This window comes from Lactococcus garvieae (genome assembly GCF_016027715.1).
Taxonomy (GTDB): Bacteria; Bacillota; Bacilli; order Lactobacillales; family Streptococcaceae; genus Lactococcus; species Lactococcus garvieae_A.
On sequence record NZ_CP065691.1, the window covers coordinates 722,726 to 736,790 of the forward strand.

The window sequence follows — 14,065 nt, forward strand, 5'->3', positions numbered from 1 at the left end:
AAGGTAAGAAAAACACCTCAAGGGTGTTTTTAATTTTTAATTAGGCTGAAAGCTGCTTTCAAGTCTTCTAGAAGGTCTTTTATATCCTCAATCCCTGCTGATAAGCGGATAAGTCCATCCTTGATTCCTGCTTTTTCACGAATTTCCTTAGGAATTGAAGCATGTGTCATTACTGCTGGAACTTCAATTAGGCTTTCGACACCACCAAGAGATTCTGCTAAAGTAAAATACTCTAGAGCTTCAACAAAATTTTTAACCTTGCTTTCATCCTTCAGCTCAAAAGAAAGCATTCCACCAAAACCAGACATTTGTTGCGCCGCAACTTGATGCCCTGGATCAGAAGCTAAGCCTGGATAATAGACTTTGCTCACTTGTTCATTCTCAACAAGAAAGTCTGCAATCTCTTTTGCATTTTTTGCATGAGCCTCCATACGGAGGGCTAAAGTTTTAATTCCTCTTTGAACGAGCCAGCTGTCTTGGGGGCCTAAAACTCCTCCGATAGAATTTTGCATAAACCCAATGCGCTCAGCTAAGTCTTTATCGTTGGTAGTGACCAAGCCAGATACAACATCGGAATGGCCGCCTAAATATTTCGTTCCTGAATGAAGCACGATATCTGCTCCTAAACTTAAGGGACGTTGGAAATATGGGGTAGCAAAGGTATTATCTACTATCGTGTACAGCCCATTTTCTTTGGCGATAGACGCAAGCTCTTTAATATCCAAAACAGTCATCAAAGGGTTGGAAGGTGTTTCAAAATAAATAGCTTTGGTTTCTGGCTTTATTACTTCTCTTAAATGTGTAGTATCAGTCAAATCTACCAAATCATATTCTAAACCAAAATTTGACATCACTTTATCCATTAAACGGAAAGTTCCACCATACACATCATTACCTAAAATTAAATGGTCGCCAGCTTTAAAAATTGAAAGGACAGCATGGATACCAGCTAGGCCTGAGCCAAATGCAAAACCTTGTACACCACCTTCTAAGTCTGCAATAAGTGTTTCTAAGGCATGACGTGTCGGATTTCCTGATCTGGAATATTCATAAGCTTTAGGCTGACCCAAACCATCTTGTTTATACGTCGACACTTGATAGATGGGAACTGATACGGCTCCTGTTAGAGAATCTTCACTGATTCCACCGTGAATCATTTTTGTTTTTAGTTGCATATCGGACATAGTTCACCTCTTTTTTAAGTATTTATTTATTATAATCTAGAATAGATACTTTATACTTTGCTTAATCTTATAACGGACTTAAAAAAAACCAATGGCAACTCTACTAAAACTTTCCATAAATAAAAAACCCTTGTTTAAAAGGATTTTTTAATCTCATTGGCTGCTGAAAACAAATCATTCAGCGCTTCACTCATGGTTGGATGTGTAAAAATCTGATCGCGCAGCATTGTATAGGGTAACTTAGCTTTTATAGCCAGCGACACAAGATTAATGACTTCATGTGAATCCTCAGCATAAATTGTTGCGCCCAGTATTTCATCCGTCTCGGGATCAACGAGGGCTTTAAGCAGCCCTTTACTTTGCCCAAGCACAGCAGATTTAGGTATTGCTGTAGCTTCTAAACGAAACAAACGATAGTTTGTACCTTGTGCTTGAGCTATTGTCTCCGTCAACCCAATATTAGATAGAGTGGGTGTGATAAAGACACTACTGGCAAGTTCTCCACGATTACTCAGTGTACGGGACTTATCTCCATAAAGCTGACTTTTAATAATACGGAAATCATCTAATGAGGTATAAGTAAACTGTGGTCCGCCATGTACATCCCCCAGCGCCCATATATTTTCTACTGTAGTTTGTAGTTTTTCATTCACTAAGATATGTCCAGCTTCTCCAACTTTTACTGACGTGTTTTCTAGCCCTAAACCAGATGTGTTGGGTTTACGACCAGTGGCGAGTAAGATTTTATCTCCTCGGATTTCTTCCGCATGACCGTCAAGCTTTATATTTAGGATACTCTCTTCTCCACGATCAAAAACGCCATTAATCTCATAACCGAGCTTAAAGACTGCGCCAGCTTCCTCAAGGTCTTTTTTCACACGAGCTGCTACGTCTCGGTCCTGCTGAGGTAAAAAGATACTATGCTTGTCTATAATCGTCACTTTTGAACCATAAGAGAGAAACATAGAGGCAAATTCGAGACCGATATAACCAGATCCAACCACGATTAAATGTTCTGGACGTTCTGGTAGATCCATCAGACCTGTTGAGGTCACAAGATTTTTACTTTCTGACATTCCAAGTATTGAGGGAAGTATCGCTCGTGCACCAGTATTAATAAAGATACGTTCAGCTTGTAAGATTTGAATAGGTTTTCCTTCTTCAGAAATTTCAATTTCACGATCTGATAAAAATCTTGCTTTACCATCTATCACGGTTGCAGTTTCTTCATCCGCAACCATATGGTAATTTTTTTTATTTAACTTTGCGACCAGATTAATCTTTTGGAGTGCAGCATCGGTAAAGTCTTCTCCTTTTTGCCCATTTACAATCAGCGATTTTGAAGGAATACAGCCAATATTAATACAAGTTCCACCATACATCCGTGAAGACTGCTCGACAATCGCAACAGACTCGCCCTTAGCAGCCAAGAACTTTGCTAATGTCTTACCGGCTTTCCCAAAACCGATGATAAGATTTTTATATTTTTTTCTTTCCATACTACAGCTTGCCTCGATAGTCAACAATGAGTAAATTATGGCTCAAATACTCACCATCTGTCTTCAAGGCAATGAGGTTGTAACTACCTTCGACTTTTGCATGCAAATCTTGAGCACTCCAAAACATCTCACCCCATTTTTTGAAATAAACAGGTCCCAACTCTGAATCCAAGTGGGCATCAAAGGCTTCTGGAAGTTTTCCTTTATCAATAGCAAGGATACGGTAACGAGAAATACCACCGGCACACGCATCAACAGCTTCATTTTTTTCACTTAATTCATGATCAAAATCCAAAACAAAATCTACGTTTTCAAATTTTGCCAATTTTTCGTTTACTGCTTCGTCAAATATAATTTTCATGCTTGTTTCCTCCTGTGGTTTAAGCAAGTGCTTTAACTTCTTTTCCTAAATTATCCAAACTGTTTTTAAAGACCGACCAATCTTGTGTAAGTTTCAATAACAAGAGACTTCCTTGAATTGTCGAGATGATATGTTGAGCTTGTATTCTAGCTTGTTCTTGGTTCCAGTTTGTAATTTCAATAATGCGAGCTTCAATCAAGTCTGTCCACGTTTCCATTAACTGACCTAATAATTCACGAAAATCTTTATCTTCACTGGCACCTAGTTCTACAACAAGGTTCCCCACTGCACAACCATAGTGTCTTGTTTCATCTTGATGAACTTGAATTTCCCAGTCGTGCATATGAGAACGAATAACTTCTAAACATATTTCTTTTTTAGACAGAAAATAATGATAAAGTTGCCCTTTTCCTGTACCCGAGTCTTCTAAAATATCTCGAATAGAGGTAGAGGCATAACCTCTTTGACAAAAGAGCTTTTTACTGCTCTCAATAATTTTATCTTTTGCTTCTGACACCTTACACGCTCCAATCTGACTTTACCTACCGCTTGGTACAATACTAATATAACAAAGAAGGAAGCCTTTACCAAATAATTGAACTAAAAAAAACAAGAAAGTAATTTCTTGTTTCTAAATATTTCTAGATAACTCCAAAAAGGATAAAGGCAATAACGATGATGCCAAGGGCAATACGATACCAGCCAAAAATTTGGAAATCTCGACGTTTAATATAACTCATCAAGAATTTAATAACAAAGATTGAAACCACATAAGCAACTACCATCCCGACGATAAGTGCGATAACTTCTGAAAGGCTAAAGTTAAGTCCAAACTTCAAGAGTTTGAAAGCTGAAGCCCCAAGCATTGTCGGCACAGCCAGAAAGAACGTAAATTCGGCAGCAACGACACGAGATACCCCAATCAGCAAGGCTCCAACAATGGTTGCGCCTGAGCGTGAAGTTCCTGGAATCATTGACAAGACCTGGAATAAACCAATAATTAATGCTGTTTGGTAAGTAATTTCCTTCATGCTGTTAATTTTGGGCTGGCGTGTTTTATTCCAACGTTCAATCACGATAAAGGCGATACCATAAACAATAAGCATAATCGCAATTGTAAATGGTGTGCCGAAATTTTCTTCTAAAAAGTCATTAAGGAAGAGCCCAAAAACGGCTGAGGGGAGAAAAGCTACAACAACTTTTACCCACATATTGAAGACTGATCTCTTGATACGAACGCCTTTGTTCTCAACCTTAACAAATGGATTCATCTGTGACCAGAATTCCACAATAACGGCAATAATTGCTCCAAGTTGAATAACAACAAAAAACATATCTTTAAAGGCTTGAGTCATGTCTGTATGCAGAAATGCATCAACCAATAGCATGTGCCCTGTACTCGATACAGGCAACCACTCCGTAATTCCCTCGACAATACCAAGGAAAATAACCTTCAAAAGTTCAATAAAATTTAAATCCATTTTTTCTTATATCCTATTCATTTATAAGGTAGAAACTGCCCTCTGTGACTTTAACTGTCAAAGCTTTGTCTTGATTCACCCTTTGATAAGGTACTTTTTCTTTGACATGGTTCACTTAAGCATTTTCTGCCTCTACTTTTAAGCCTGGAAATTGACTATTTATTAACTTCAACTGTCCATCTCTTAGGTTAATTTGAAAGTTTTCAGCTTTAAAGTCACGTAAGTTTTTTGACCAGATGTACCCTCAATAATCATTTTATTCAAATTCATACCGTTAGGGACAGTTACAATTATTTTTTCCTGAACTATTTTACCAAAATTAATGCCTAAATTGAAGTCAAGGGCTCTTAGTGTTAGTGACCTACTTTCAATATCAAGAATAAATGTAGCATTAGGAGCATCTTTTTCTTCACAACTTACTGATACTTCTGCTTTCATTATACCCGGTTAATCAAGTATTGTCCAACTTTATCCAGCAACTTTGATACTTCCTGAATGGAAGGGGCTTTAATCAGTCCCCGTTTATTTGATCAGTCCAGTAACCTTCTCCAATTTCTATTGTAGGTTCTATATGAGATACTTCCTGAGGCAAGTATTTGTCTCTTTCTTCTGCTCTACTTCCTATAGTTCTAGTTTAATATCGTCCAACATAATTTACATTAAAATTTACTAAATCGTCAATATTTGGTTATGTTAATTGAGAGATGTGTCTACATCCAATTCAACCTCTTATTGAAGTGCATAGATAATCGCTGTATTCGTTACATACTGATAAATGCCGTCTGATAGAAAACTTTATCTCGTCTATTCACTTGTTTTTAGTACTTTTGTGCTCGTTATTATTATCTTCCCTGCCGTTGTTTAAGAAAAACATCATAAACCACAAAAATTAACAATCCAGCAGCTAGACTATAAAAAGACAAAAAGCTCCCTAGATTTTTCCAAATTGGTATTTTCGTTACTTCTACTGTTTTATTCCAAGGTGTCTCTACATCAATGGCAACATGTGCTGTTTTTGAACCATTGCTACTGTAACCTTGTGGCAATTGCACGGTGAGCGTTTCACCTGTTTGCCCTTCCACGTTTGTGATGAGAAGATTGTTTTGGTTTTTATCATTAAAGAAAAGCGTAATGGTATGCAGCGAAGGTTTGACATGAACGTCTATCGTTTGATCATAACGTTTATTAAAAACATAAGATTTAGGATTACTTATCAATGTTTCATACCCAGCTGTGGATGCATGAGAAATGTCATAGACTTCGTTATATGGCGAAGTGATTTGCTCTGTTGCGACAATTTCATCCTTATTTACATCTATATAGCGTATGAGCGCATTACGAAGCCAAGGTTTATCTGTCGGTAAGTTTTTGTTGTTGGGTTTAGGGTCTTTAGTGAAGGGGGCTTTTGCTCCCGAAGTTTTAGAAGTTTGCTCACGTTTTATGACCTTACCGGTATTGAGAGGTAGAATCTTGCGTTGGAAATGCCCCAAATATTTGTCATAGATATTCAAAATGCTATCAATGGGTTGAGCATTCTCTAAGTTTACTTTTGCCATCGGTACTGTATCGTCCAAATAGACCTTTTCCAGTCCATAATATTTAGCAAACCATGTGTTAGACCATTCTTTTTCTGGGTGCTCGCTTGCAACCAGATAAGGAGTTCCAAAATAAGCGTTATAGCCGTTTGAAGTCATCGGAATCCCAGGCACTCGCGCCGAAGTTTTTCCTTCTTCTTTTGCTTTTTGGGCTATAGTTTGGGCTGTATAAAAATACTCATAAGAATTTTTGATGTCTTTTAAGTTATAGTCATAGCTTGGCAAGCTCACAAAGCTTAAGCAAAGAATGGCAATGCATAAAGGCACATTGGTCCAAGAGCTTTGTGCACGTAGCTCCTGCCATGCTTCAATCATCATTAATAAAGCTATAATAAACAGAATATTACTTGCAAACCAAAGGCGAGCTGGTATGATGGGCGAAGCCAGGATTGCAACACAACCTGCAAGACCTGAAATCAGAAAGATAATCCCTCCATGCCAGAGATTACATGCTTTTTCTTGCAGCTGATCCCGGTTAAAATAAAGAAGTACACCAAACACCACAATAGGCAGTAAAAGAAAACCAGAATAATGCGCTGTTCCCGACAAGATGTCGAGGAAACGTTGTCCTAAACCTGTAGAAGCTCCGTAGTTCTGTGTTTCAGCAGATCCTGATGATAAGATGACCTGTGTCCCGAAACCAAAGGCGACAGCTATGGTTCCTAAAATCTGAGCCACTGTGTTTCCGCTCCCAGATTTTTTTAAATTATAAACCGTAAAAATGAGAGCAAGCAATACGGTTGTTGCGCCACCAACTTCATTTGTTAAGCCTGCTAAAAGTCCTAAGACTGGCAAGTAGAACTCTTCCCAACCTCGTTTTGTACTTACATTAAAACGGTAGGGTAATAAAAAGAGAAGGATGATTACTGTGGCCCATAGATAATTTGCAGCCCCGCTGACCCAAAGCACTGTGCTGCCCATCCCCGGGATGAAAAACCACATCAAAAGAAAGGTTAATGCCAGATGCAAAAATTTTAAAAATGCCTTTTTCCCACTGACCACTACATTCAACAAAAGTCCAACCAATACATAAATACTGGCATTAAGGATATTGAAAATGCTTTTAGGCATCTGCATGGCCAAGATTTCGAAAATTATCGAGGTCATACGTGCATTCCACAGTGTCATGTGCGTATAGACTGCTGAGATATAATCTGAAAGATTATGATATTCACTCAAATGCTCACTTGGCCAAGCACCTGTATAGATAAAATGATACAGAAAATCATCACCTGTGTAACCTGTATAGTGGTTGAGATTTAAAATAAAAATAAAGGTCAGAGAGAGAATTGCTAGCGTAATTATTGTGCGTAATATGTTCCAAATATTTATTATATTTGGCTTTGAAAGATTGAATAGCGCCTTATTATTCATATTATATATCCTTGAATGACTGAGGAAGTCATCTCTATATTTAATTCAGGGTTTGAGCAACTAAATTAACTGTTTTTAGATTTTTTCTTATTATTGGATATTTTACCATTTAGATTCTCAAAAAACTTAAAATATCAAATAAATGATAAAAAATAACTGGTAATATTATAACAAAAAAAAAGCATTACTTTACTTTTTTAAAATATTTGTGTAGAGTTGTTCCCCCATAATCCTAATTCATAATACTGGTTATCCAAAAAGACCAAGGCAAAGTAAAACCAAAGTAACCTATTGGTATCTTCTCGTATGTCTGCAAACAAAATAAAAAAGCTCACTTGAGCTTTTTTATTTTTCTTGAGGTTTTTCATATTTTAGCCCCAGAGCATTGATAGAAACGATGACTGTGGAGATGCTCATTAATACTGCGGCTGCTAAAGGATCTATGGAAATACCAAATGTTGGATAAAGAATACCAGCAGCGACAGGAATGGCTATAATATTGTAACCAGCTCCAAACCATAAGTTCTGTTTCATCTTCCGATTTGAACGTGTAGCAATTTCAATTAACGCCAAGACATCGCTCGGGTGTGAATTGACTAAGACCACATCTGCTGTATTAATAGCAACTGAAGTACCTCCACCAATAGCAATACCTAAATCACTTGTTGCTAAAGCTGGCGAGTCGTTAACACCATCCCCAATAAAGAGTACTCCGCCTTTTTCCTGATAGCTTTTGACGAGACTAGCTTTATCTTCAGGTTTCAGCTCTGCTTGATATTCCGTGATACCCAAATTTTTAGCAACTTTGGCAGCCGTTGATTTATTATCCCCCGTTAACATAACAGGTATAATATCGCGCTTTTTCAGGTCTTCAATGAAGAACTTCGCATCTTCTTTCGGAGAGTCGCCCAGAGCGACAAAACCAAGAAGCTTGCGGTCAGAGAGTAAGAAGGACACCGTCAGACCTTGATCAAAGACTTCTTCAACCTTTTCTTCATCAACAGCAATATCATTTTCACGCAAATATGCATAGGATACAATGCTATAATTTTGGCCTTTAACGGTTCCTTTTAAACCCACACCCGGAATATTTTCAATATTTTCGGCTTCAAGTTGTAAATCCTCAGCTGCATTCACAATAGAAAGGGCAATCGGATGGGTAGAACCGCTCTCCAAAGCTGCCATTATGTGTAAAATATCGATACTTTCATCACCATCAAGTTTTACTACTTGGCGGACGCTAAACTTACCGTCAGTTAAAGTCCCCGTTTTATCCATTAGAGCATACTTTATTTTTCCAATCGCTTCAAGGGATGTACGATTTTGAATCAATAAACCATTTTTGGCTGAAAGATTTGTCAAACGCGCAACAACAAGAGGGACAGCTAAACCAAGAGCATGAGGACAGGCTATAACGAAGACGGATACAGCAGTCATCAGCGCAAAGCTAAGTGTCGAGGTCATTAACCAGATAATGAAAGAGCCAACACCCACAATTAATGCCGCCCAAAAAAGCCAACCTGCCACTCTATCTGCTAGATTTTCACTCGCTGATTTTTGTTTTTGTGCTTTTTCAACCAGCTGCGCAATTTGTGAAAGTAGAGAATCCTTTCCTAAAGAAGTGACCTTCATTTCAAAAGGGAGATTTTGGTTCAGAGAACCACCATAAACTGTGTCACCTGAATCTTTAGAGACCAAACGTGATTCACCTGTAATCATTGACTCATCTATTGACAAGTGTTCGAGTTCTGATGTCACGAGACCATCTGCAGGTATGCGTTCATTTTCCTTAACGAGAAGTATATCATCTACTTTAAGCTCTGATATGGCGACATCTTCTCCAGTTTTTAGATGAGCTTTTTTGGGAACGAGTGATGCCAAATCCTTAAGGGCATCACCTGCGCGACTGACTGCCCTCATCTCAATAATATGACCCGCCAACATAATTACAATCAAGGTTGACAACTCAAACCAGAAGTCCATCGCCTCTCCCCCTGTCCATGTCAAGACAGTGGCATAAACTGAGTAAGCATATGCAACAACAATCCCCATCGTAATGAGCATCATCATCGCAGGTTTTCTTGATTGAAATTCACCTTTTGCTCCACTAAAGAATGGCGTTCCTCCATAAAAGAAGATAATGGAACCAAGAATTAATCTTAAAATTGAATCACCTTGAAAACTAATGAGTTGGAACCCTGCAATGCTTGAAATAGCAAGCAAAGGAATCATTAAAACGATACTTACCTTCAGTTTCTTTCCCATGTTGCCCATGTGCATCATATGTCCACCGTGATTCATCATATCATGGCCTTCATGATGCTCCATCTCTGACATATCATGCATGTTATGATTCATGTGTTCTGAATGTTCTTTTTCCATATTATCCTCCTTAAATTTTTAGTTCTTTAAATAACTCTATAACTATAGTTTACATATGTAAACTAACAAAGTCAAGTAAAACCTTAAACATTTTGTAAAATTAGAAACAGCGTTAAACAATGTTTAATCTCTGTTTCCCTACATATTAAATGTATACACTATAATAAAGAAAATAAGGCACTTCGCCTTATTTTTTGAATTGATGTGAAAAAACATAACTGGATACAAGTAGGGTAATGCTACTAATAATTTAGCCTAATTCAAGAAAGCCACCGCGATAGTAAGATAAGTCGCAAACAATATCCATACAAAGTAAGGGAGGAACAAAATTCCTGACAATTGATTTATTTTGAAAAACTTTCTCATACACAGATATACCACGATATCCAAGACAATTATTACAAGTACACCCAGCCAAAAATATCCTTTAAAAAAGATAATACTCCAGATAAAATTCAAGAATAATTGACTAACATAGAAATAAAGTGCAGTTTGTGCTTCTGTCTTCCTTGTTGGCAAATTTTGAAAGACAAGAAAGCCAGCAACTGCAATTAAAGCATATAAAATGGGCCAAACAATGCCAAATAAATAATCTGGCGGCGCCAATGGTGGAAGACTTAAACTATTATAAATTGATTTAATATCACCAGCCAGTAGACTTGATAAGCCACCGATTGCTTCTACGGCGATAATAAAAATAATAATAAGAAAGAGTGGGTTTAATTTTCTTGTTTTCGACATAATTTTCCTCCTAATTTTCTATCTTTAACTTTTTTCTTAGTGTTTATTTAATTTTAACATAAGAATTTTGGGAAAGTTGTATATTCGTTTGAAAATTTGAAGAGGGTTTGATTGGTTGCGTAATGCTATAAAAATTTTACCCCCCTTGACTTTTAAAATTAAAGTTTCCTTTTTAATTGAATAGAAAAATAAAAATTGTTATAATAATTATAGCGCTTACATGAATTGTCCGGACATATTCTTACCTTACAGGAGGAACTATGATCAAAAATGGAAACACACGTTACTTAAAGGTTGCAATGACAACATTCGCCTTAGCTACTGTTGTTTTTGCAGGAAAACATGCTTTAGCTGATGCAGCAGACGAGATGGTGAACCCCTCTGATAAAGTACTCGTTGGATACTGGCACAATTGGAAGTCAACAGGAAAAGATGGTTATAAACTCGGCACCTCCGCTGATTTTGACCTCTCCCAAACCCAAGATGGATACAATGTTATTAACGTATCTTTCATGAAAACACCCCAAGGTAGTACTCTTCCTACCTTTAAACCCTATAATAAAACGGATGCTGAATTCAGAGCGGAAGTTTCAAAACTCAATGCTGAAGGTAAAACAGTATTGATTGCTTTAGGTGGGGCTGATGCACATATTGAGCTAACAAAAGCTCAAGAGGATGATTTTGTTAATGAAATCATCCGACTTGTCGACACTTATGGTTTTGATGGCTTAGATATTGATTTGGAGCAGGCCGCGATTGATGCAGCCGATAATAATACGGTTATTCCAGCAGCTCTACGTAAAGTTAAAGATCACTATCGCCAGCAAGGTAAAAACTTTATGATTACGATGGCACCTGAGTTTCCTTATCTTACAGCTACAGGTAAATATGTGCCATATATCAAAGGGCTAGAGAATGACTATGATTTCATCAATCCTCAATATTACAATCAGGGTGGAGATGGTTTCTGGGATTCTGACTTAAATATGTGGATTTCCCAATCCAATGAAGAACAAAAAGAAGCATTCTTATATGGCTTAACCAAGCGCCTTGTCACAGGTGCCGATAATTTTATAAAAATTCCAGCAGACAAGTTTGTCATTGGACTACCTGCAAATGACGATGCCGCAGCTACAGGATATGTAAAAAATCCTAAGGATGTCGAAAATGCTTTGCAACGACTAAAAGATTCAGGAAATGAGATTAAAGGATTGATGACCTGGTCAGTCAATTGGGATGCAGGAAAAAGTGCAGCTGGTGTAAGTTATAACAACTCTTTCGTCAACACTTACGCACCAATGCTCTTTGGTGACACTGAGGGAGGTAATGAGACAAAGCCGACAGTGCCGTTAATCACGATAACTGATATTACAGAGACAGGTGCCACAATTCAAGCAAAATCGACTGATACAACTGGAATAGCAAACTACGAGATTAAGGTTGGGGGACAAGCTTATACGAGTAAAAATGGATTACAGACAGTTTCAGGTCTAAAAGCAGCTACACCTTATACAGTTGAGGTCGTATCAATCAATAATAACGGCATACGCTCAAATAGTGCAACCATGAGCTTTACTACTGCCGGTGACATAGTCACTCCTGAAAATACATGGAAGCAGGACAAGGAATACTGGACGGGCGACCGTGTAATCTATAATGGAAAAGAATACGAAGCAAAATGGTGGACCAAGGGAGATCAGCCTGATTTGTCAGGACTATATGGACCTTGGAAAGAAATATGATGTGCTTTAGAAAGCAGTAAGGAGCAAAATTATGAAGAAAATGTTTATTGGGTTTTTAATCACTCTGGGGATATTGGGTACTTCAATGGCCTTCCATACTAAAACGGTCTTGGCTCACGGTTATGTCAAAAGTCCGCCAGCACGAGGCTATCAAGGACAACTGGACTATGAAAAATACGGCTGGGCGACTGCCTACGATCTTTATGGGAGCGTCATCACAAATCCTCAATCACTGGAAGCTCCAAAAGGTTTTCCTGAAAGTGGACCTGTCGATGGGCGTATTGCTTCAGCCAATGGCGGCTTAGGACAAATCGCGGACTTTGTCCTTGATAATCAGACGAGCGACCGTTGGAAAAAAACAACAATAAACACCGGTGTTAATCAATTCACTTGGAAATATACAGCAGCACACAAAACAACAAAATGGCACTATTATATGACAAAAACAGGTTGGGATCAAAATGCCCCACTCAAACTCTCTGAGTTAGAACTCATTGGTACTGTCAATCATGATGGTACTGAGGCTTCTAACAACTTGACTCACTCCATCACTGTGCCAACTAATCGTTCTGGATATCATGTTATCCTTGCTGTCTGGGATGTTGCTGATACACCAAATGCATTCTATAATGTTATTGATGTCAATGTTCAAAATAGCAATATGCTCTATGGACCATTTGCTGCGGTTGAATAATAGAAAGAAAAAGAACTCTTTATGTAAGAGTTCTTTTTTATTTTTCGGTTTTTTTAAGCCAATTGATGAGTTCTGTAGCGATTTCTTCTTGCTGTTTCTCGTTAGAGATGTCAGCTTGGTTGTCTCCTTTTTGGGCACCATAACTGCCAAATCCAGCATGATTCCCACCCTCAATTGTCACATTTACCGTTTGTTGAGGTAAATTTTCCTTGGCTTTCTTATAGGATGACCAATTAAGCACACCATCTTTTGATCCCACAATTGATAAAACACTCCCTCTGAAATTTTTCAAACTGCCTTTTTCGTCAGGATAACTTGCGAGGAAAAAAACACCTTGCAAGTTATCCTGATTCTTTGCCGCAAAACGACTGGCCATTACTCCACCTAGAGAGTGTCCACCCACTACATAATCTGAAATATTTTCATCTCTGATAATACCTTCAGCTTTATTTGGACTCAGCACGGCAAGATTCAGTGGTTCTTTAAGAAGATAAACAGTATATCCTGCTTTTGCTACTTTACTGGCCCAAATGCTGTAGCTGGCATTTTCTACGAATGCACCTTGATAGAAGATTAAGCTTGGCTTGTCTGGGTTTCCTTTGAAAAGTAGGACTCCGTCCTTCTTCTCTGCTTTCTGAGCTACAGTGTTCGCCCGCTCTGTCGGGTGATAGGTGCTTGACTTAATATAGATGAAGGCAGCTGCGAAGAGGATGAGGAGAATACTTGCGACCCATAGTGTTATTTTTTGGAGTTTTTTCATTGGGATTTTCCTTTTAAATGTTCTTCTTTTTATTCTAATGATTTTTGTGAAAAAATTCAATTTATTTTTATCCAAACTAAAAGCCCTCAAAGAAAGGGCTTCTAAACATTATTTAAAATTGCATTGAGGAAAAAGATAAATTAAAAAATATATATAGCTCATCAAGAGTGGAACTTGTAAGTGGGAAAGCAGATACAAGTGAGGACAAATTACTCATAACTCTTAATATTTCGTTTATTTACTTTGTCATCA

The 14,065-nt window shown here is 37.8% G+C and carries 12 protein-coding genes; 2 read left to right on the forward strand and 10 right to left on the reverse strand.

Features of this window, described 5'->3' with window-relative positions:
• Window positions 1–29 precede the first annotated feature (29 nt).
• From I6G50_RS03680 to I6G50_RS03720, 9 genes are all read right to left on the reverse strand, one after another.
• The gene (locus tag I6G50_RS03680; RefSeq protein WP_003136207.1) at window positions 30–1,184 is read right to left on the reverse strand and encodes a cystathionine gamma-synthase; all 1,155 of its coding nucleotides are present in this window, start codon (window positions 1,182–1,184) and stop codon (window positions 30–32) included.
• A gap of 134 nt (window positions 1,185–1,318) precedes the next feature.
• Window positions 1,319–2,683: an FAD-dependent oxidoreductase gene (locus tag I6G50_RS03685; RefSeq protein ID WP_197909209.1), complete on the reverse strand. Its 1,365-nt coding sequence runs from the start codon at window positions 2,681–2,683 to the stop codon at window positions 1,319–1,321.
• A gap of 1 nt (window position 2,684) precedes the next feature.
• Window positions 2,685–3,044 (reverse strand): iron-sulfur cluster biosynthesis family protein, encoded by a 360-nt coding sequence (locus I6G50_RS03690; RefSeq protein ID WP_003136460.1) that lies wholly within the window; start codon window positions 3,042–3,044, stop codon window positions 2,685–2,687.
• 19 nt (window positions 3,045–3,063) lie between these two features.
• Window positions 3,064–3,561, reverse strand: a complete 498-nt coding sequence (locus I6G50_RS03695) for a TetR/AcrR family transcriptional regulator (RefSeq protein ID WP_197909210.1) — start codon at window positions 3,559–3,561, stop codon at window positions 3,064–3,066.
• A gap of 124 nt (window positions 3,562–3,685) precedes the next feature.
• Window positions 3,686–4,525: an undecaprenyl-diphosphate phosphatase gene (locus tag I6G50_RS03700; RefSeq protein WP_003136464.1), complete on the reverse strand. Its 840-nt coding sequence runs from the start codon at window positions 4,523–4,525 to the stop codon at window positions 3,686–3,688.
• A gap of 183 nt (window positions 4,526–4,708) precedes the next feature.
• On the reverse strand, window positions 4,709–4,963 hold the full coding sequence (locus tag I6G50_RS03705; RefSeq protein ID WP_197909211.1) for a hypothetical protein: 255 nt from the start codon (window positions 4,961–4,963) through the stop codon (window positions 4,709–4,711).
• Window positions 4,964–5,367: 404 nt separating this feature from the next.
• Entirely contained in the window at window positions 5,368–7,494 is a 2,127-nt protein-coding gene (locus I6G50_RS03710) for a DUF6056 family protein (RefSeq protein WP_197909212.1), read from the reverse strand.
• Between the two features lie 345 nt (window positions 7,495–7,839).
• Window positions 7,840–9,876, reverse strand: coding sequence for a copper-translocating P-type ATPase (locus I6G50_RS03715; RefSeq protein ID WP_197909213.1), 2,037 nt, complete (start codon window positions 9,874–9,876; stop codon window positions 7,840–7,842).
• A 255-nt stretch (window positions 9,877–10,131) separates the two neighbouring features.
• On the reverse strand, window positions 10,132–10,617 hold the full coding sequence (locus tag I6G50_RS03720; RefSeq protein ID WP_197909214.1) for a TspO/MBR family protein: 486 nt from the start codon (window positions 10,615–10,617) through the stop codon (window positions 10,132–10,134).
• Window positions 10,618–10,877: 260 nt separating this feature from the next.
• On the opposite strand from I6G50_RS03720, the gene I6G50_RS03725 reads away from it, so the two are divergent.
• Both I6G50_RS03725 and I6G50_RS03730 read left to right on the forward strand, forming a co-directional pair.
• Window positions 10,878–12,359 carry a glycosyl hydrolase family 18 protein gene (locus I6G50_RS03725; RefSeq protein WP_197909215.1) on the forward strand — a complete coding sequence of 494 codons (1,482 nt, stop codon included), beginning with the start codon at window positions 10,878–10,880 and terminating at the stop codon, window positions 12,357–12,359.
• Between the two features lie 31 nt (window positions 12,360–12,390).
• Window positions 12,391–13,053: a lytic polysaccharide monooxygenase auxiliary activity family 9 protein gene (locus I6G50_RS03730; RefSeq protein WP_197909216.1), complete on the forward strand. Its 663-nt coding sequence runs from the start codon at window positions 12,391–12,393 to the stop codon at window positions 13,051–13,053.
• A gap of 37 nt (window positions 13,054–13,090) precedes the next feature.
• Here I6G50_RS03730 and I6G50_RS03735 read toward each other — a convergent pair whose 3' ends face one another.
• Complete coding sequence (locus tag I6G50_RS03735; protein ID WP_197909217.1) at window positions 13,091–13,813, reverse strand: alpha/beta hydrolase; 723 nt, start codon at window positions 13,811–13,813, stop codon at window positions 13,091–13,093.
• Between the last annotated feature and the right edge of the window lie 252 nt (window positions 13,814–14,065).

Coding starts and splice junctions, on each gene's coding strand:
- I6G50_RS03690 (WP_003136460.1), bottom strand. CDS start 3,044: ATGAAAATTATATTTGACGAAGCAGTAAACGAAAAATTGGCAAAATTT.
- I6G50_RS03705 (WP_197909211.1), bottom strand. CDS start 4,963: ATGAAAGCAGAAGTATCAGTAAGTTGTGAAGAAAAAGATGCTCCTAAT.
- I6G50_RS03730 (WP_197909216.1), top strand. CDS start 12,391: ATGAAGAAAATGTTTATTGGGTTTTTAATCACTCTGGGGATATTGGGT.
- I6G50_RS03715 (WP_197909213.1), bottom strand. CDS start 9,876: ATGGAAAAAGAACATTCAGAACACATGAATCATAACATGCATGATATG.
- I6G50_RS03735 (WP_197909217.1), bottom strand. CDS start 13,813: ATGAAAAAACTCCAAAAAATAACACTATGGGTCGCAAGTATTCTCCTC.
- I6G50_RS03720 (WP_197909214.1), bottom strand. CDS start 10,617: ATGTCGAAAACAAGAAAATTAAACCCACTCTTTCTTATTATTATTTTT.
- I6G50_RS03725 (WP_197909215.1), top strand. CDS start 10,878: ATGATCAAAAATGGAAACACACGTTACTTAAAGGTTGCAATGACAACA.
- I6G50_RS03700 (WP_003136464.1), bottom strand. CDS start 4,525: ATGGATTTAAATTTTATTGAACTTTTGAAGGTTATTTTCCTTGGTATT.
- I6G50_RS03710 (WP_197909212.1), bottom strand. CDS start 7,494: ATGAATAATAAGGCGCTATTCAATCTTTCAAAGCCAAATATAATAAAT.
- I6G50_RS03680 (WP_003136207.1), bottom strand. CDS start 1,184: ATGTCCGATATGCAACTAAAAACAAAAATGATTCACGGTGGAATCAGT.
- I6G50_RS03685 (WP_197909209.1), bottom strand. CDS start 2,683: ATGGAAAGAAAAAAATATAAAAATCTTATCATCGGTTTTGGGAAAGCC.